The 19,692-nt window shown below is 49.3% G+C and carries 13 protein-coding genes; 7 read left to right on the forward strand and 6 right to left on the reverse strand.

Annotation, left to right across the window (positions count from 1 at the left end; genetic code table 11):
* The 5 genes from GDA54_06490 to GDA54_06510 form a co-directional block, all read left to right on the forward strand.
* Positions 1-7,024 (forward strand): hypothetical protein (locus GDA54_06490; GenBank protein ID MBC6497947.1); only part of this gene is annotated, 7,024 nt, incomplete at its 5' end.
* 85 nt (positions 7,025-7,109) lie between these two features.
* Positions 7,110-8,033, forward strand: coding sequence for a hypothetical protein (locus tag GDA54_06495; GenBank protein ID MBC6497948.1), 924 nt, complete (start codon positions 7,110-7,112; stop codon positions 8,031-8,033).
* A 167-nt stretch (positions 8,034-8,200) separates the two neighbouring features.
* Positions 8,201-10,528, forward strand: coding sequence for an MMPL family transporter (locus GDA54_06500; protein ID MBC6497949.1), 2,328 nt, complete (start codon positions 8,201-8,203; stop codon positions 10,526-10,528).
* Entirely contained in the window at positions 10,525-11,358 is an 834-nt protein-coding gene (locus tag GDA54_06505; GenBank protein MBC6497950.1) for an outer membrane lipoprotein-sorting protein, read from the forward strand. Before GDA54_06500 ends, GDA54_06505 begins: the two co-directional genes overlap by 4 nt.
* Positions 11,359-11,360: 2 nt before the next feature.
* Positions 11,361-12,548: a hypothetical protein gene (locus tag GDA54_06510; protein ID MBC6497951.1), complete on the forward strand. Its 1,188-nt coding sequence runs from the start codon at positions 11,361-11,363 to the stop codon at positions 12,546-12,548.
* On the opposite strand, the gene GDA54_06515 is transcribed toward GDA54_06510, so the two are convergent.
* Positions 12,536-13,978: a class I SAM-dependent methyltransferase gene (locus GDA54_06515; protein MBC6497952.1), complete on the reverse strand. Its 1,443-nt coding sequence runs from the start codon at positions 13,976-13,978 to the stop codon at positions 12,536-12,538. The two genes, GDA54_06510 and GDA54_06515, sit on opposite strands and share 13 nt — an antisense overlap.
* A 92-nt stretch (positions 13,979-14,070) precedes the next feature.
* On the opposite strand from GDA54_06515, the gene GDA54_06520 reads away from it, so the two are divergent.
* Entirely contained in the window at positions 14,071-14,775 is a 705-nt protein-coding gene (locus tag GDA54_06520) for a hypothetical protein (protein MBC6497953.1), read from the forward strand.
* A 6-nt stretch (positions 14,776-14,781) separates the two neighbouring features.
* Positions 14,782-15,165, forward strand: a complete 384-nt coding sequence (locus tag GDA54_06525) for a DUF2306 domain-containing protein (GenBank protein MBC6497954.1) — start codon at positions 14,782-14,784, stop codon at positions 15,163-15,165.
* 62 nt (positions 15,166-15,227) lie between these two features.
* On the opposite strand, the gene GDA54_06530 is transcribed toward GDA54_06525, so the two are convergent.
* From GDA54_06530 to GDA54_06550, 5 genes are all read right to left on the reverse strand, one after another.
* Positions 15,228-16,238: a hypothetical protein gene (locus GDA54_06530; protein MBC6497955.1), complete on the reverse strand. Its 1,011-nt coding sequence runs from the start codon at positions 16,236-16,238 to the stop codon at positions 15,228-15,230.
* Positions 16,239-16,261: 23 nt separating this feature from the next.
* The gene (locus tag GDA54_06535) at positions 16,262-17,182 is read right to left on the reverse strand and encodes a hypothetical protein (protein MBC6497956.1); all 921 of its coding nucleotides are present in this window, start codon (positions 17,180-17,182) and stop codon (positions 16,262-16,264) included.
* A 31-nt stretch (positions 17,183-17,213) separates the two neighbouring features.
* Complete coding sequence (gene gmd, locus GDA54_06540) at positions 17,214-18,266, reverse strand: GDP-mannose 4,6-dehydratase (GenBank protein ID MBC6497957.1); 1,053 nt, start codon at positions 18,264-18,266, stop codon at positions 17,214-17,216.
* Between the two features lie 83 nt (positions 18,267-18,349).
* The gene (locus GDA54_06545; protein MBC6497958.1) at positions 18,350-19,291 is read right to left on the reverse strand and encodes a GDP-L-fucose synthase; all 942 of its coding nucleotides are present in this window, start codon (positions 19,289-19,291) and stop codon (positions 18,350-18,352) included.
* Between the two features lies 1 nt (position 19,292).
* Positions 19,293-19,646, reverse strand: a complete 354-nt coding sequence (locus GDA54_06550) for a hypothetical protein (GenBank protein ID MBC6497959.1) — start codon at positions 19,644-19,646, stop codon at positions 19,293-19,295.
* Between the last annotated feature and the right edge of the window lie 46 nt (positions 19,647-19,692).

Here is a 19,692-nt window from a genome sequence, read left to right on the forward strand (position 1 = left end):
GACAGCGGGTTATAAGGTCGTAGGGCATGCGTGTGTTGCCAAAGTGGCGGCGGATTGTGCGGGCGAACAAGGCTTGGCCTCAGGGAAATGCGTGGCTCAGCCTCGCGATGTGGCTGAGTGTCAGGCGGTTTCTCGCGTGTTACAGCGTGATGGTGAGGGGTGTCAGACGTCCTCCTCATGCACGAGAGCGGGCTATAAGGTGATAGATCACGCCTGTGTCGTCAAAGTCCCTGCTGATTGTCAGGGGGAACAGGGCTTCATAGAATTTTTAGGAACATGTATTAACTTTCCTCGTCAAGCCATGCTCTGTGAGGCGGTTTCCCGTGTGTTGCAACATGATGGTGAAGGATGTCAGACGCGTGCCGCTTGTGAGGCAGAAGGCTACAAGGTTGCAGGTCATGCCTGTGTTGCCAAAGTTGCCGCTGATTGTCGGGGAGGTCCACAAGAACAAGGTTTTGCCGCAGGAAAATGTGTGGCACAACCCCGTCATGCGACTGAGTGTCAAGTGGTCTCTCGCGTGTTACAGCATGATGGAGAGGGATGTCAAACCTCGTTGGCATGCACTGCCGAAGGGTATAAGCCAGTCGATTCTGTGTGCGTTAATAAGATGCCTGAGGATTGTGGCGGAAATATGGGTCTTAACAAGGGGAAATGTGTTGCGGGAGTGGACGTTTTTCCTCAACATTGCACGAATGCGGGGAAATTATTTGCGTTTGGGCAGCTGTTGATAGGCTGTGTTCGTTCGGAAGAGTGTATAGAGGCGGGGTATCGGGTGCACGAAGGTGAATGCCAGCGTTCTCGCCTATCTGATTGCGGTGAAGAAGACGGACTTCACACTGAAGCGGTGACGAGCAATAGTGGTAATATAGGGCGTTGTGTGCGTAACCCAACTCTACAAACGGTATATTCTTGTGTGGAAGCTGGCAGGGTATTGCAGCCTGATAGAGAAGGATGTCAAACTGCAGGTGCCTGTAGGGATGAAGGTTACAAGTTGGTGGGTAATATCTTATGTGAGGCTTACACCAGCGAGGAAGAGTGCTCAGAAGGACTGAGCTTTGATATGGGACGTTGTGTGTCGTCGGTTGCTTTTTGTCAGAGAAATAATTTGGTGTTACGTCTCAACCGGTTCACATGTCAATCCGCTGACAGCTGCATAGCGTACGGGTATAAGGTATCTTCGGGCGCATGTGTGATGAAAGTCGCGGCTGATTGCGCCAGCGGCGAGCAAGGTTTTTCCGATGGAAAATGTGTCGCCTCGCCAACGGATGTGGCGCATTGCGTTGCTGCGGGCAAGATTTTACAGCTGGACGGGGAAGGATGTCAGTTGGCAACAGCATGCGCGGACTCTGGTTATCAGTTGGAGTCTAGCCGTTGTGCGTTGTCAGAGCTCACCGACTGTGTCGGGACAAAGCGTTTCGTTGGTGGTCGGTGTCTTGATGAGCCTTCTTTGACAGAAGCTGATTGTGTTGGAGAGGCGAGCGTTCTTCGTTTTGATAGACGGGGTTGCCAGCGCCGTGATGCCTGTGAGGCATTGGGATACAAGGTGAGAGGCGGCGCGTGTGTCGGTATGGAAGCAGAAGATTGCGCGCTCACCGATGGCTTGCGGGATGGGCGCTGTGCGACCAACTATGTCTTGGCGTCCGAGTGCGTTGCTGCAGGCAAGGTATTGCGCAACAATCGGCAGGGCTGTGAGACGGCGGAGGCGTGTCGGGCATCTGGACGCAGTATCCTCGACCATGTGTGTGTGCGGGCGGGCGCGGAGATATGCACCGATCCCACCACGGCCTATAACGCTGGCGATGGAACATGTTACAAGCGCAGTGGCTTTCGCACGTCCCAAGACCACTGTTTTCAAGCAGGACGATTGCAGAATGCTATCAGTGGGCGCTTGGGGTGTATCTCCAGAGACCAGTGTCTTGTGGAGGGGTATCGGGAATATGACGGCGTCTGTGAGGCTTATGGCTTTGAGGGTGAGTGTCCGCGTGGGACGGTGTTTTCTTCGGGAAAATGTTTAGACGTGAAGACAGCTTGTTCTGCTGACGATGAGATCGCGTTATATGGGGAATGCGTCTCATCTAATCAATGCCGTGAGGGATATGGTTATGACCCGTCTCGTAGACGTTGCGTTGAGGCGCCTTCAGCGCTGGATTGCGCGGCTGTGGCATCACCGCGTTTCCTCAATAGGGCAGAACGTCTGGAGGGATGTGTATCCCACACCACGTGCGAACGGAAAGGTTTCAAGGTTGATAGGGACAATCACACATGCGCGCGAAAAGTTGCCAGTGATTGTGTTGGTGAGGAGATGTTCGATGCGACCACAGGCACATGCCTCTTGTCGTACAATGCCGACAGCGCTCAACTGGATGCTATTTTTGATGCGAATTTCTTAGGGAAAAGAGCGTTTTGCATAACGCTTCACGGAAGGGCGCTTGCGAGACGTTGTGACGCCATAAGCAATGTGCCTGTCAATACGTGCGTGCTGGGTCGTGACACCGAGACAGCAAAGGCTTTTGTTGATGATTTTGCGGATTCTGGCGTCCAATACGATTTTAATCCTTCTGTTGTCCAGCTGTTTCATACATGCGCGCGTCAAGTGACGGATGGGCAAGGTGTGAAAAACGCTCTCACTGGCGCACAAGGTATAGCGAAGATACGTCCCCGCTCCTTTATTGCCTTGCTTGACACCAATGCCTTTGAGGCGGGTGGTCTGACGGCAGCCGATTTGTCTGACTATAAAGTGTTTGCGCCTGTGGGGACAAGCGACAGCCAGTATGATTTCTTTTTGGGGGATGACACTCTCTACGATGATGGGGAGAAGGAGAGGATGATGGCGTCCCTCAGGACCGGCAACATGCTCTATGTGTCGCGTTTGAATGATGAAGGGACGGGGATTCATGACGACAGCCATGGGTGTGGTGGGCTCAAGAATTGTGTGGCTGCTCGCGGTTCTTTCACTGTTGGCGATGAGCGTTTTGAAGGGGTGGACGCAGCGACAACATATGTCTCTGCTGCCATCGCCCGTGCTTATAGCCACATGCCCTACCAGACGCACTTTGATTTTGTGGATGAACTTATTGCGTCATCTATTGTCTCTCACAACGGCATGTATGTGTTTAATCCGTTTCGTCTCATCGATAAGATATGGGAATTCCACAAGACACCTGCGATCACTGCCACTTTAGAGCAAGTTAACACAGCCTTCGACCAATCATTTAAGAGTCTGACACGCCCGACGAGTGTCTGTTTTATTGATACGCGTGATTTGAACCATACGTATGGTATTTATCAGATCATGCACAGGATTCTCGAGCCTTACGTTGAACCATGCATAACGACGAATCATAGTCTTTGGCACTCTTCTGCCTTCCCGGTTGGTTCTATCGTCAATATCTCATTGGGGAGTGTCACCGAACGGCATGGCATTTTCCATACGCATCGAGAGGCGTTGAGGGGGTACAAGGTCTTTGCGGCTGCCGCCAATGTGAGGAATGGGCCGGGACCGCAGTTTTTCACTGGTTCTCATGCAGGCCAAGATCGTCTGTTGGAGACATTGGAAACGGGAAACGTGTTTTATGTGGCGTGGTTTAGAAAAGATGGGAAGGGTCCCGAATTATATACAAACAGCTGTGGTGGTATCAGAAATTGTCTGTTTTCCAGGGGTGATTTTGATTTTGGCATAAATCATGACCCCGAGGGTTTCTTTGTCAATACGCGTTTTGATGGCACGTCATCGGCCTCACCCTATTTGGCGGCAAGTATTGCCCGTGCTCTTCTTCACTCACCGCCCGACACGCCTCTAGACCATGTCAATGACTTCTTCCATGGGTCTGCTGTCATTCACGATGGGGGGTACCGTGTTTTTAGCCCGTTGCGCCTTATTCAGCGGGTTAGGGACTTGTGGAAGAGGCCAAGATTGACCTCCACGATCCCACAGGTGAAAGAAGCATTCACCGATGTCTTTGGCCATGGTCCCGCTGCCTTATCAGCTCCCCGCGCCCTCTCTTTATGCACACTAGGGGATGAGAGTATCATGAGTCCTGTCCTCTCGGCATTGACAGAGCCTTATGTCACGATGTGCCATCGCTCTGCCAGCGATGTGATGGGTATGCGTCAAGCCTTTGTGAGCACAGACCCATCGGTGGCTTTACCTGCTCGTTCTATGGTGGCGTTGTCTAGGACTGATGCCTTTTCTGATGGTGGTCTCATAGCATCCGATATATCTGGCTACAAACTGTTCGCCCCCACAGGAGAGAATGGGGTTAAGAATTTCCTCGAGGATGGGACATTATATGATACTGAAGACGTCAGGCGCATTGAGGATGCTATGGAGGCGGGAGATGTCTTCTATGTGGCGCGTCTCAATGATGAAGGGACAGGCCTTCATGCTGATAGCAATGGCTGTGGCGATGTCATACGCGGCGTGGGTGAGTTGTCGCAATGTGTGGCAGCAAGAGGGTCATTCACTGTTAATGGCATGCTCTTTGATGGCACGCAAGCGGCCACGGCCTATGTGTCTGGCGCTATTGCGCGCGCCCTTGCCCATGCGCCACAGGATACGCCATTGGACTATGTGAATACGCTGTTCAGGGAGGCGACGATGGTGCATGGTGGCACGAATGTCTTTAATCCCTTCAGGCTGGTGGATGCGGTGAAAGAGTTGCATGACAAGCCTCTCTTGACGTCTCTTCCTGGTGTGGTGGATGATGCCTTTGAACAGCGCTTTCATTTGCGTCATGAGCCATCGCCCTTGCCCGCGTGGCTGTGTTTGGTAGGCCATCACGAGGGCATGCAGCCTCTCATGGATGTCATCGCTGGGACTCATGTCTCTCGCTGTAACCATCGCGCAGACAATGCTGGGGATGTCAAAAACATCGTCACCAACATGGGTGTTTCTGAGCGTTTGGCGGGAGATTTTCAGACGGTTGTTGCGTTATCACGGACGGATGCCTTTTCGGCAGATGGCTTGGTGGCGGCGAATTTGGAAAGGTTTAAGGTGTTTGCTCCCACAGGGGACAATGGTATCGCCAATTTTCTTGATGACACAGGTTTATATGACACGGCTTCTGTTGCTCGTATACGGGATGCCTTGGCGGGGGGGAATCTCTTCTATGTATCCCGTTTGAATGATGAAGGGACAGGCCTTCATGCTGATAGCAATGGCTGTGGCGATGTCGCTCAGTGTGTGGCAGCTCGCGGCAACTTCATGGTCAATGGCGTGTCATTTGGGGGTAGCCAAATGGCGACAGCCTATGTGGCGGCGAGTATGGCGCGCGCTTTAGCACATCTTCCCTATGCCACGAATCTCGATGAGATGAACCATCTCTTCATGGCGTCTCGAATGCGGCAGAATGGTCTTATGGCATTCAATCCGTTTCAGTTGATTGACGCCACGATGGCACTGAGGATTAAGAATAGTGGGAAACCAGGACCCTACGGTTTGACATTGGACGGTGTTCGGACAGCACTGACTGATACCCGTGAAAACGAAATTATATTTCGTGCTGTCCTTACCCAGACCTATGACTATGTCAGAAAACCCTATAGTTGCCTGTGGGGGAGCAACGACGCGACGAAGGACGTACGAGACGGACTCTTGAACCGTCCCATAGCGTGTGACCGCCCTTTAGGGAATAGGCGGGACGCCTTTGTGGGAACAGAGATGGAGAGATTTCCAGCATGGTCAGTGATTACATCGACGAGCACCGATGTTTTCAATGAGGGAGGACTCACAGCAGAGGCTATCAGAGGATATAAATTATTCATGCCAACGGGGGACAATGGTGTCGCGAATTTCCTTGATGATGGACGCCTCTATGATATGGGAACAGCAGCGCGTATTGAGGCAGCCTTGCAGGAGGACAACCTGTTTTTTGTTGCGCGTTTGAACCGTCAAGGGACAAGCCTTCATGCTGATAGCAATGGCTGTGGCATGGTGGCACATTGTGTTGCAGCGGGAGGCCCTCACGTGACGGATACGAAAACAGCCGCCGCCTATGTGGCGGGAACAATCGCCCGCGCTATGGCGTTTTTGCGAGCTCCCGTACACAGTATTGGTGATGCGAATTTTGTTTTTAACAATCACGTTGTCAATGTGCTGTTTGATGCGTCAAAGGACGTGGTCAATGGCGTCACGTTCTTTAATCCCATCAAGATGTTCCACGTGCTTGCCGACAGATTTAGTACTCTCAGTCGGCTTTTGTGGCAGTTCTCTTCCTCTTCACCATCAGCGCAACAAGGGCAGAGCGCGCCAGCGAAGAGCAAAGACGTGGCCCGTGGCACGCCTCTCTCAGTCGTGTCACCTCAGCAAGAGAGGACGACTGAGACGAAGACTGAAACAGAGACTCCCGATGATAAGAGCGTGTCTCTTGATAGGGGAAGGGACAGCCAAGAGTGGGATGACATCTATCAATCGTTGATGCGTGGGCAATATGCGTCTGTGGGTCGTGTAGGCGTTCCTACAGGGGTGGATGCCATTCATATTGACATTACGGAGTTTGGTGAGACGAGGGGATTCACCATGCCAGCCCAGACATATCGCTACGAGCCTGTGCCTGTTCCCGACAATCTTCCTTTGTTTGGTTCTTTTGGCATGATGTATCGTGCGGGCTTTTATCCTGAAATAGGCTTGTCATTCAATGATGAGACGAGGAATCGTTTTATCAGCGGGTCTTACTATGAAAGCAAAGACTTTTTTGGTGCGTATGGTTCTGGCGGCTTCCGTTTTGGTAAAGTGGATAACTATCGCCTCTATGGTCAGTATCAGGTCGTATCGGGCTTGGATGTCATGGCGTGGGGTCATTGCGCTGTTGCTCGTCGGCGTGGCGCTTTATTGGATTGGCAGCGTGGCTGTGATGGCGGTATGGGTCTGTCTTATCGCCATGCCATGTGGGGCGGTGAGTTTGTTTGGGATGTATCTGGCGCTCGCTTTTTAGGAGGCAGTCTCTCTTCTGGTGGTCGTCGTTATAGGATTCATAGCGGGTATGCTCAAGGGCAGGGTATGGTGCGTTATGTGACGCGCTGGTAGCACGGCTGTTCTATGGGGAAAAGTGAGACACGCCCCGATTTACCTGTTATAAGGGGGCAGGGTATCTGAGAAGACGGGTCTATCGATGAAATTGCCTTTTACATCACGAAGAGAAAAAACGCATGAGAATCGCTCGTCCATCGAAAAGCAGAAAGATGTGGGCTTGTCGAAGGGGGCAGACGCAAAAAAAATCCGCCCCCTCCTAGGAAAAACCTTAGGTCGTTCCCACCTTTTGCGTGGGGTTGCCGTCAAGGGGCGCAAGACCATAGAGCATATCCAAGATTGGCGTGATGCAAAGCCAAAAGGGCAGAGCATTTCCTATCGAACATTGTTGCGTTTGCATAAGTCGCATAGTGCCCAATTTCCTGACAATTTGGCACATCGCATGCGGCGCGCATTGAGTTGGATTCGATGCGCAGAAAAAGCCTATGCCGCCGATAAGGGGAATCAAGATAGTTTCTTTATGTTCTATTGGATCGCCTTTAACGCCGCCTACGCTCAACGCACCAACCCAGCTGCCGCCCAGAGGGCGAACGAGTCAGCGCCTCGAGAGCGCGATATTTTTCACGAGTTTCTAAGACGTATCATTGACCTAGACAAAGAGCATGCCATTTATAACGTCATATGGGATAACTTTCCTCTTATTATTCGGGAGATTCTCGACAACGAGTATGTCTTTAAGTGGTTCTGGTATGACCAATATGGGGACAATGCGCATGACCGTTGGGAAGAGTCCTTCCAGCGGAGCAAGAGGCGCGCGCATCATGCGCTCAATAGCCGTGATACGAAAACAATCGCACAGATTCTCTTTGACCGCCTCTATGAACTTCGTAACCAATTAATGCATGGATGTGCGACATGGAAAGGGGGCGTGAATCGTCCGCAAGTAGAACAAGGCGCAAAAATCATGGCGGCCATTGTTCCCCTTATCTTAAAAACCATGATGGAAAACCATCGAGAAGATTGGAAACGCCCGCCATGCCTCATGCACCACTATACGGCCACCTAAATATCTTGCGCACAAGAAGCATCCTCACAGGAGACGCCTTATTGCTCAATGCTTTTTTTTGAAAAATGCTTTACAAGATACAAAACATGGCTATAGTCCGTCAGTGACAGGGGGCGTGGGCCGTCTTTTCATATCACGCCTTAAATCACGCACATAGGAGACATATCGTGGCTGAACGCTCTGTTTTATATGCTCGATATATTGTTGACCATGCGTGGCGTGTCGTCCTCTTGGCGGTGGTGTTGACGTCTCTTTTTGCCATGGGCGGGCGCTATCTCGAATTCAACGCCAACTATCGTATTTTCTTCTCGGAAGGCAACCCGCAACTCGAAGCGTTTGACTTTGTGGAGCGTGTTTATGCCACGACCGATAATATCTTTTTCACACTCAAACCTCAGACAGGCGATGTTTACCAACCGTCTGTGCTACGTCTTGTCCAAGAACTCACAGAAGAGAGTTGGAAACTGCCCTACGCTCAAAGAGTCGACTCACTGACCAATTTTCAGCACTCCTCTGCCGAAGGTGATGATTTGACTGTGAGAGACTTGGTGGAAGATGACCCTTATGGGCTATCCCAACAGGCGTTGGACGACATTCGGCGTATTGCCCAGAATGAGCCAATCCTCAACGGAAAAATTGTGAGTCGTGACGGCCTGACAACGGGAATCAATATCCTTATCAATCTGCCGCGCATTAAAAACGAAGAGGTCATTATTGCCTCCCAAGCAGCGCGCGAGCTCCTTGAACGTTATCGAGAAAAATACCCCGACATTGAGATGAGACCATCAGGGGCGGTCTTCCTCAACAATGCTTTCACGGAAAGTTCCATGAATGATCTGTCGACCCTTATGCCTCTTATGTATCTCATGCTGATAGTGGTCATGGGGCTGTTGGTGCGTTCCCTCTTCGCCACCATGGCGACATGTGTGGTTATTATGTTTTCCGCCCTTGTTGCTGTGGCATTTGGCGGATGGATGGGCTTTCCCCTATCGCCTCCTTCTGCTGGCACACCGAACATTGTGCTCACGCTTGCCATTGCTGATTCCGTTCATATTATCGTCTCTATGGTGAAAGCTATGCAAGGCGGCATGGCAAAACGTGATGCCATCGTTGAGTCGCTCCGTATCAATACGCAGCCCGTCTTCTTAACGTCAGCAACGACCGCTATCGGTTTCCTTACGCTCAATTTCTCGGATTCACCGCCATTTTGGCATTTAGGCAACATGACAGCGTTCGGGATTGCGGCGGCCTTTGTCTATTCCATGACCCTCTTGCCCGCGTTGCTTGCTATCCTTCCTATCAATATACGCCCTCGCTCTCGTGAGCATGTCCCATTGATGGAGAGGTTCGCCCATGGCATTGTGCGCCATCACCGCCCTCTCTTTGCCGTCAGTGTGCTTGGTGTCTGTTTCGCCGCGTTGATGGTACCAAGAATTGAGCTTAACGATCAATTTGTCCAGTATTTTGACGAGGATATCTCTTTTCGTCCCGATACCGAATTTATGATGGAACATTTGGGCGGCCTGTATGCCGTTGAATACTCTGTGGGCAGTGCTGGCAGAGACCAAATCACTGACCCACAATATCTTGACCAGCTTGACGCCTTCACGCAATGGCTACGAGCCCAGCCAGAGGTCACCCATGTCTTCTCTATGTCCGATACGTTCAAGCGACTCAACAAGAATATGCATGGTGATGATGAAGAATGGTATCGCATCCCCCAACAACAGGATATGGCAAGCCAATATCTCTTACTCTATGAATTTTCTCTTCCATATGGTTTAGACCTGACGGACCGTGTCAATATCGATAAGAGCGCGTCACGTGTTACGGTGACAGTCCATGACCTCTCTACGAGAGAATTGCGCGCCTTCAAAGCGCGCTCCGAACAATGGCTACAGGATAACACGCCTTCCTTTATGCATGCGAAAGCGACAGGGTCTGTCGTCTTGTTTTCCTTTATAGGAGACCGCAATATACGCGCCATGTTGGTGGGCAATATCTTTGCTTTGTTGCTTATTTCTGGCATCATTCTTATATCACTCAGGAGCATACAGATGGGGCTGGCCTCGTTGCTCCCTAACTTGATGCCCGTTGTCTTAGGCTTTGGGTTGTGGGCATTGTTGGTAGGGCAGATCAATATGGCGGCAGCGTTCGCTTTTGCCGTGTGCCTTGGTATTATCGTGGATGACACGGTGCATTTCCTGTCTAAATACTTACGCGCTCAACGGGAAAAAGGCTTAGACGCGCGTCAAGCTGTCGTGTACGCTTTCAATACGGTGGGGACCGCCCTTGTGTCCACAACGATTATTCTTGTTTGTGGGTTCTTAGTTCTCGCCCAATCGGGATTTCAGATCAATAGCTATCTTGGCTTTTTGGCATCGATTGTCATTGCCTCAGCCTTAGTGTTGGATTTCTTCCTTCTTCCTCCCACGCTTATCATCATCGATGACATCAGGAAAAAATTCTTTGCCAGAAAGGAGCTCGTCTCATGATAAAATATCTCTTCATTCTTCCTTTCATCGTGACTCCTGCCTACGCTGATACAACACAGCCAGAGCGAGGGAAAGATGTCTTGCTATCCTTCTCTTCTCCTGAAAAAATAGGTGAGGAAATAGCTCTCGAATACGATAGGCGGGATATTGGCTTTGAAAGCCAAATAGCGCGTATGGAAATGATTTTGCGTAATGCTTACGGTCAGGAAAATCATAGGGAGATGGAATCACGCACTCTCGAACGACCTGCTCTTGATGTTGGCGATATGTCGATGCTGTTGTTTTTTAGTCCTCGGGATCTCAATGGCACAGCATTTCTTTCCCACGCGGAAATCCTTGAGCCAGATGACCAATGGCTCTACCTGCCCTCCATTAAGAGAGTCAAGCGTATCTCTTCCAAGAATAAATCAGGCGCCTTCCTTGGCTTGGAATTTGCCTATGAAGATATTACAGGCAATGAAGTAGGAAAATATACGTGGCGCTATGATGCCATAGAGCCATGTCCAGGGCAAGAGACCTTAGAATGCTATCGCTCGACCTCCGTCCCTCGATATGAACATTCTGGCTATACAAAGCGTGTTTCGTGGATAGATGTGGATGAGATGCGACTCTACCGCCTAGATTTTTATGATCGAAAGGGAGAGAAACTCAAAACCCAAACCAACGACGACTATAAAGAGTATCTTGGGCGGTATTGGCGTCCCGGTAGGTTGCGTATGGTGAATCACCAAACAGGAAAAAGCACGGAATTGTTTTTCAAAGACTACCAATTTAAAACGGGGCTCACAGAGCAAGACTTTAATCAGGCAAGTCTAAAACGGGTGCGATAGCTGTGCGCTTTTCTCTGTGTGCCGTTGTCCTCTTTCTTTGGCTCGTGCCATGGCAGAAGACGGAGGCAGGCGAATTGACGGGATATGTTGCCGTAGAGCATCGCCAATTTTTTCATACACATCCTTTTCCCGAACAGAAGAACGGTTCTGTTCCCTCCTACATCTTTGAGCCAGAATACTATCATGCCAGTGAGGACAGGAAGCATTCTTTTGTTGCGAAAGTTTTCTTACGTTATGACCCTTCTGATAGCGAACGCACCCATGTGGATATACGTCAATGGGATTGGTCGTATCGTGCGTCAAGAGATTGGGAGATACGCCTTGGGATAAGCCGTGTCTTTTGGGGAGTCGCGGAGTCGCGTCATTTGGTGGATAATATCAACCAAGTTGACGCCATCGAGGATATTGATGATGAAGACCGCTTTGGTATGCCTATGCTCCAACTGATACGCGCTCACGCCTCTGGTAGCTTATTGTTCATGTATCTTCCTTATTTTCGGGAACGTCCTTTCCCGGGACGGACTGGCAGAGTGCGGGACGCCTTTGTCATTGATACACATGATGCCCTCTATGCGGTGGATGAAGAGGAATTCTACCCAAATGTTGCCATACGCTATGAACATGTCATAGGCTTTTGGGATATTGGCATAGCGCAATTTCATGGTATAGGCAGAGAGCCACGTATTCAGTTTCTACAAGGACGTCTTGTGCCTTTCTATGAAACAATTCATGACACATCCCTCAACGCGCAATATACAGAGGACGCATGGCTATGGAAGCTAGAAGGGCTCTACAGAAGGGGGCAGGGACGTCCGTTTTTTGCCTTCACGGCGGGGGTGGAATATACGTTCTTTGGTCTCTATGAAGGCGCTCACGACCTGGGCATGCTCGCTGAATATCATTATGATGGGCGTGATAGCACGGCGCCAGCCGTGCCGTTTGATAGAGACGTCTTTGTTGGCCTTCGGTATGCCTTCAACGATGTCGCTGATACGACATTCCTTGGCGGCGTGACGCTCGATATGGCAGGGGATGGCATCTTTACAAATATCGAAGTGGCGCGACGCCTCACAGAGCATTGGAAAATCGAATTCGACATGCGCCTCTTCGGCGACCTAGATGATGATACGCGTTTCTCTTTCTTAAACAGAGAGGACTACGCGCAATTGAGGCTTTCTTATTTCTTTTGATGCCTCTCACGGCATGGGGCCAGTTCGTTGGGCTTTTGGAGAATAAAAATTCCTGTATCTTGCACCATGTCGCGCTCGTAATGGGCGTCATTCCATTCCTCAAAATCCCACTTGATGTATGGTAAAGCATCGAAAAACTGACGCACATCCTTCATGCGCCTATCCCAGATATTATCAACGACAAAAAGGGTGTTTTCATCGGCAACATGGCGTGATACGCTGAAATCTAGGGAGACCCCCTCATAGGAATGGTCACCATCGATGAAAATAATATCATATGTCCCGCCATGGGGCATAGCCGCACGTTCCAATAACGCCCTGTTATGCCACGTGATCGTGTCATTTGTCATGTCGATAAACTCTTTGTAGACGACATTGCCTTGATATTTCCACCCTTCGCCTTGCGTGTGGTAAGGATACCAAAAATGGGGGACAACCCTTCGGGATGTTGGCCTATATCGTCCTAACAAAGCCCCTAGCTTCTTGCCGTTGTATCCTCCCTTTTGGACGTCAAAGGAGTCGATGACTCCATATCCCTTCTTGCCGTAGTATTCGTCCATAGCAGCGCCCATGCCGTTTGACCCTATATAACGCCATGAGCCTATTTCTAGCACACTACGCGCTTCTACCATTTTAATAAGCGTGCAAAGGCAATTGGTACAGTGGGTTGATGCGCCCTCATATTTGTAACCTTGCAAAATACCTGTCTCAGGTCCTTTATCTTCATAATACTGCGCGAAGGCATGCTTGATAAATTCAATTTTATTAGGATAGCCTTTATAGGCTGGCTCGTATGCTGGAAGGAGTTTTTGTTCTTTCAAGGCATCAAGGGCGAAAGGCATGGCGTTCTGTGTTAAGTGAATGCCACTATGGTCCAAGTAACAGGGCGCTGTTTCTGTGGTGTCCCTCAGTAATTTGTCGAAGATGCTGACAAAGTGAAAACCATAGGCGGGGCATTTTTCAGCAGAAAAGCGATTAAAAAGACGTGTGACATGATTGCGCTCCTTATGGCTACCAAAGGACAAGCCATCATAAGGCTTACAGTCATGCCACGTGGCGGCAGGTCCCCAAACAATGATGTTCACACCATATTTTTTATAGTGAGACAGAGCCTCTAAGAGGCGTGTGACGCATATTTGGACAATCTCTTCCAGAGGCTTGTCTTGTATCTTTTGCTGTTTAAGGAGATGTCCCCTACAATCGACTTCACCAAAGCAAAAGAGGAGAGCATCTTGTTGTGTGAGAGACAAGGAGTCGATAATCGATTCGATGAGCGCTTCCTTGTTTTTGAGATGATAGGCTGTTGCCGCTCCAATTCTGTAACTTTTGAAGTAAGAGAGTCTATCGGAAGAACGCTCTGGCCAGATGGGTTGCATCCAGCCTCGACCGCTAAAAAAGCTGGCGTGGCTATCGCCTATACAATGAATCATGTCTTTCTCTTTCTATACGTGTTGTTTTATGTCCGTGCCTTGGATAAAATGTCAGCTGGGTAAGGCGATAAAAAGGTAAGGAGAGAACGGCATTGTTATGGCGTAGCATCAGCGGACTTCTCATGAGGCGTCAGCGTGCCCTATCCTATAGGGAGTCTGTGAAGCAATTCAAGCGTTATGAAAAGGAATGTGATGAGAGTTTTCGTACCCGCATGCGGCGCGCGCTCAACTGGTTCGGACGCGCTGAGAGAGAAATGCGTCGTCGTGATTTTGATGCCGCTTTTGTTTTCTATTGGATAGCCTTTAATGCTGCCTATGGCAAGGACCAGCTGTGGGATGAAAGGGGAGAAAAAGACATCCTTTTCGATTTTTTATACACTATTCTTGAGAGGGATAAACACCATTGTAACAAGCGACTTTTTGAGGAGCTTGACTTCCTCCATACAATGAGGGACATTGTGGCGAACGAATATATCTATCAAGGATTTTGGAATTCCCGTAAGAAAGGGGAGCATCAGAAAAAGAAGTTTCGCGAACTTCACCAAACAAGTCAGGACGATGTCAGGCAAGCACTCAAGGATAAGAATATGCGCTCACTCTTTGAGAGCGTCTTCGATAAGCTCTATACGCTCAGGAATCAACTCATGCATGGCGCCGCCACATGGGGAGGGGGTGTCAATAGGAAGCAGGTCGAAGATGGCGCTAAAAGCCTATGTTATATTCTCCCCTATATCTTGACAATCATGGTGGACAACAGGCATGAGGATTGGGGTGAAGTGCCTTATCCACCCATCTAATCTGCCATGACAGATGTGAACATCATATGGACGCATGCGTTGGCGGCACTCTTAGCGGTTGTGTCGGGAGGCATACTGCTCTACGGCAAGAAAGGCACACCATGGCATAAAAGGCTGGGGTGGCTGTGGGTTGTCATCATGATGGTCGTTGCTTGTTCTGGTTTTTTTATCCGTGAACTCAGGGAAGATGGCTCGATGAGTTGGATTCATGTGCTTTCTGTATGGACGATCGTGTCCCTTGTTTTAGCAGTTGTTGCGGTTAAATATCACCATGTGACGTTACATAAGTATGTGATGATAGCGACCTTTGTTGGTCTTACGACAGCGGGACTCTTCTCCTTGTTGCCCGACCGCTTTTTTGGCACGATTTTTCTTGCCGCCTCACTCTAGAGATATTGTCTATAGGGATAGGATTATCCTCAGGCAACGCCTCTCTACCGCTTATGTACCGCTTATGCCTCTTCCTTTTTCCAATCAAAAATAAACCTTTTGAGGGCATGCTGACGGTGGCGGAAATGCGTTGATGGGTATATCATGCTTTTGGCGCTTTGTTTTTCTTTCCTTTCGGGCCTGTTTTTTATGATACGCGCGATAACAGCAAAGACGTTATAGTCCTCCATGACGAGGCGTTTTGCCTCGATAATGGCATTGTGATTCTGCTCCCATATGTTGGTGTTGCATGTCTCCTCTACAATAGCGCATGCCTTATCTATATCGAAGACATTGATGGGGATGAATGATTCTTTAGGGAAATACGCTTCGAGATTAGGGCATCCACAATAGAGGGGATAGGCCTCACCGATGTAGCAGTCGGCAATTTTTTCCGTCCAGAAATGTGGTATGATGTTGTTCTCTAAGACAATATGGTATCGGTAACGTCGTATGGCGTCGGCTTTTGTCTCCACGAAGTTATCGTCTCGCCCGTAGACATGGAGGCTGCCTTCTCCCATGCGACGCAAGAGCGCTTCTATGAAACGCACCCTTTGTATTTGTATGGGGAGCATGGTTTTGCGGCTGGTGATGGTCGAGACGAGCCGTTCTTTAGGTCCTTGCTCTTTTTTCATATCTTGCCACGCGTGGCTGACAGGGACGAGACTGCCAGCGTAGGATTCTGTTTGGGAGCGTTTGGCATTATAATGCCAATTGAGGCATGCTTGCGTCCGCACCCACTCACCCTTAATGGGATACAGGAAGGGACAAGGGCTAACAACGATACCAAATTGGTCTACATAGTCTTTGGGATACTGCTTTAAGGCGGGGGGTTCACTCACAAAAAGGATACGTTGCTGCCATGGAGCACATGTTTTTATGTCTCCCGATGGTTCGTCATACACACTCAGCCAAATACATTCTTCTCCTCCCGCTTTGATTGTATAACGGATATCTTTCCATGCGCCATCGCCTGCTGGCGTTTGTTGCAACCAAGGTTCATGGCTGTGCTGTGTTGCAAACCAAATATGCATTCTGTCTTCCTCCCATGGACGTTTTATGGTGCGCCCTGTTGTGATGCCAGCCTATCTGTGCCCATGAGATGTTCTGTCGCCTCATGGCTTATCTTGCCTTGTCGGAAATCCTTGAGAAAGCGCATAATAAACAAGAGAAAAGGCTCGCGGCGCACCCCTAAGAGCTTATCACTTTTTCTCAATTGAGCATTACGGCGAAGCAGCCTTTCTTGGTTATAAGGATAGGTGCGTTTTCTACTCTGTTGTATGCTGGTTATATCATCTCGTTGTGTACTCTTGAGCTTTGAGCCAAGCACGTTTTTATACTCGTAAAATGTCTTTACGGCTTTCTCACTAAAGGGTAATTCAAGGTCACGGCACATGTTTTTCACGTAGGGTATAGGGTCGCGACATAATGATTCGTAGTAGTAAATGAGCATGTTTGACGCAGCGACATCTTGAGCATAACGAAGATACCAGTCGGAAAAATAGGAAAGATTCTTCTCTAATGGATGGACTCCCGGTAGAAGCACACGTGACTTATACACATCAATGCTTTCTCTCACCATAGCAAATGGGCGCACATGATGTTTTGGCAAGTGGTCTAATGTGTAGAGACCGGGATTTTTTGTCTTGCGGCTTTTCTTATTAACCCATTTTCTAACCCACATGTATCTCCGTAGATACAGCATTGTTGTCCATTCACGGACGACAAGGTGACGTCCCGAACGTTCGCATATATCCTCCAGTTCGAGAATCGATGGGATGTACTCGCGATTCTTGAGGGTGATGTTATAGTATCGTTTCGCTTGTCCATAGACTAGCCTTACATCGTTCCCACCTCCTTTCGCGTTTGGTTCGTATGGCATGACCTCCGACATCATGACAACGTCAGGCATACTGCCTAAGAGGCGGTTCGTGAGCGTCCCTCCAGACCGCCCATGGGTGTGCATTAATCGTATCATAAGCTTTTTGCTTCCACACGACATGATGGCATCAGCATGACGCCTTGTGCCTTGTGATAGCTCGTATATCGGCTTGGACCATTTCTTTGACGAGGTCATGGAAAGATATTTTGTGACGCCATCCCAGCTGTTTTTGAGCTTTGCTGGCGTCCCCGCGTAAATAGTCCACCTCTGTTGGACGGAAATAGCGCTTATCTATGCGAACACGGACGACACCTGTTTTTTTGCAGATGCCTTGTTCCTCCACGCCTTGACCTGTCCATATAATCTCTTCACCGATTTCGAGAAAAGCATGCTCGACAAAGTCGCGCACCGAGTGCGCGACTCCTGTTGCCAGCACATAGTCATCAGCCTTTTCTTGTTGGAGCATAAGCCACATCCCTTCGACGTAGTCTCGCGCATGCCCCCAGTCTCTCTTGGCGTCAATGTTGCCAAGCCATAGGCATGATTCTTTTTCATGGGAGATTTGAGCAACAGCGCGGCTAATCTTTCTTGTCACGAAGGTTTCGCCGCGAAGGGGGCTCTCGTGGTTAAAGAGGATACCATTGGACGCATGTAAGCCATAGGCTTCACGGTAGTTGATGGTGAGCCAATGGGCGTAAAGTTTTGCAGCGCCATAGGGAGAGCGAGGATAGAAGGGTGTTGTTTCGGTTTGTGGGTTTTCTTGTATTTTGCCATACATTTCCGATGTTGACGCTTGATAGAATCGCGTCTTTTTTTCCATGCCAAGGATACGTATGGCCTCCAAGAGGCGTAATGTCCCCAAGGCGTCGGCTTGCGCCGTATATTCTGGGGTCTCAAAACTCACTTGGACATGACTTTGGGCTGCCAGATTGTAAATCTCTGTGGGTTGTATGGATTGAACAAGGTGTATGAGACTACTGGCGTCTGTCATATCACCATGATAAAGGGTAAAATTGCCGTTCTTTTGATGACTATCTTTGTATAAATGGTCTATCCTTCCCGTGTTAAAGGATGAAGAGCGACGCTTGACACCATGGACATGGTATCCTTTTTGTATGAGAAAATCAGCAAGGTAGGACCCATCTTGTCCCGTAATGCCCGTAATAATAGCGCTCTTCATACGTTTATTGTCAGTGGTCGTAACGAATCAACTCGACTCCATGCCCCACACCCTATTGTATCAAGATTGTCTTTTCAAGCACTTTATAGGTTCTTGACATTCTTCACAAACCAATCATTGTAATGCGCTAAGCCATCTTTAAGGCTTATCTTATGTTTCCATCCCAATCTATGGAGACGGCTGACGTCGAGCAGCTTGCGTTTCGTTCCATCTTTTTTGGTTGTGTCGAATCGTATCTCTCCCTTATAGCCTACTTCTTCCGCCACAAGAGCGGCAAAATCCTTAATGCGTATGTCGAGGCCTGTCCCGATATTGACGATCTCATGGCCGTCATAATGTTGCATGAGAAAGACACATGCATCCGCTAAATCGTCAGCATGGAGAAACTCACGCAAAGGCTCACCCGTTCCCCATACCATGACGTGCGCATCTTGGCGGCGCTTAGCGTCATGGAAACGACGTAACAGGGCAGCGGGGACATGGCTGTTTTGTGGATGAAAATTGTCATGGGGACCATAGAGGTTGGTCGGCATGACAGCATGAAAGGAACAGCCATATTGCTGACGATAGGCTTGGCATAGGGTAATGCCGGCAATCTTAGCCACGGCATACCATTGATTGGTTTGCTCTAAAGCGCCCGTGAGGAGATACGATTCTTTGATAGGTTGCGGGCAGTCACGGGGATAGATACATGATGAGCCTAAAAAGAGGAGTTTCTCCACACCACACAGATAGGCTGTATGGATGATATTTGCCTCTATCATGATGTTGTCGTAGCTAAAGTCAGCGGGGTATGTCTCGTTGGCGTAGATTCCTCCTACCTTCGCGGCTGCAAGAAAAATGGCATTTGGTTTATGCTGGCACATCCATTCTCTGACGGCATGTTGGTCCCTGAGGTCCACCTGCTCCCTCGTCACAGAGAGGAGGGCGCACGCCTCTTGCTCCAAGCGCCTCACAAGGGCTGACCCCACCATACCTGTATGTCCAGCAACCCATACGCGTTTGTTCTTAAGGGAATAGGTCATGTCAATTTTTTTTCATGGCGTGTTTGAGACGTAAGAGTATATCCTTTAAGGAGCGCCGATGAAATTGAGAAGAGGATTCTCGATAGGGAGATAACCCCAGCAAGCGGTCGCTTTCTTTTAAATCGGGCTGTCCTCGCAATAACGTTTCTATGGTATAGGGGACGCTCCGTCTGCTCTGTTGGAGCTTCTTGTAATCATCCCGTTGTCGACTGTGCAAACCAGAACCACGCACATGACGACTTTTATAAAAATCTTTGAGGGCTTTCTCGCCATAGGGTAAATTCATCTCACGACAGAATGTCTTGAGCACTGCCACAGGGTCACGGCATAATGCTTCATAATGGTAGATAGGCATGCCTGATGATACGATGTCTTGGGCATAACGGCGATATTCTTTGGCA

The organism is Alphaproteobacteria bacterium GM7ARS4 (assembly GCA_014332745.1).
Classification (GTDB): domain Bacteria; phylum Pseudomonadota; class Alphaproteobacteria; order GM7ARS4; family GM7ARS4; genus GM7ARS4.

Excerpts from the sequence above, each read along its gene's own strand:
- GDA54_06495 (MBC6497948.1), top strand. The coding sequence starts at position 7,110 with ATGAAATTGCCTTTTACATCACGAAGAGAAAAAACGCATGAGAATCGC.
- GDA54_06505 (MBC6497950.1), top strand. The coding sequence starts at position 10,525 with ATGATAAAATATCTCTTCATTCTTCCTTTCATCGTGACTCCTGCCTAC.
- GDA54_06515 (MBC6497952.1), bottom strand. The coding sequence starts at position 13,978 with ATGATTCATTGTATAGGCGATAGCCACGCCAGCTTTTTTAGCGGTCGA.
- GDA54_06525 (MBC6497954.1), top strand. The coding sequence starts at position 14,782 with ATGACAGATGTGAACATCATATGGACGCATGCGTTGGCGGCACTCTTA.
- GDA54_06530 (MBC6497955.1), bottom strand. The coding sequence starts at position 16,238 with ATGCATATTTGGTTTGCAACACAGCACAGCCATGAACCTTGGTTGCAA.
- GDA54_06535 (MBC6497956.1), bottom strand. The coding sequence starts at position 17,182 with ATGATACGATTAATGCACACCCATGGGCGGTCTGGAGGGACGCTCACG.
- gmd (MBC6497957.1), bottom strand. The coding sequence starts at position 18,266 with ATGAAGAGCGCTATTATTACGGGCATTACGGGACAAGATGGGTCCTAC.
- GDA54_06545 (MBC6497958.1), bottom strand. The coding sequence starts at position 19,291 with ATGACCTATTCCCTTAAGAACAAACGCGTATGGGTTGCTGGACATACA.
- GDA54_06550 (MBC6497959.1), bottom strand. The coding sequence starts at position 19,646 with ATGCCTATCTACCATTATGAAGCATTATGCCGTGACCCTGTGGCAGTG.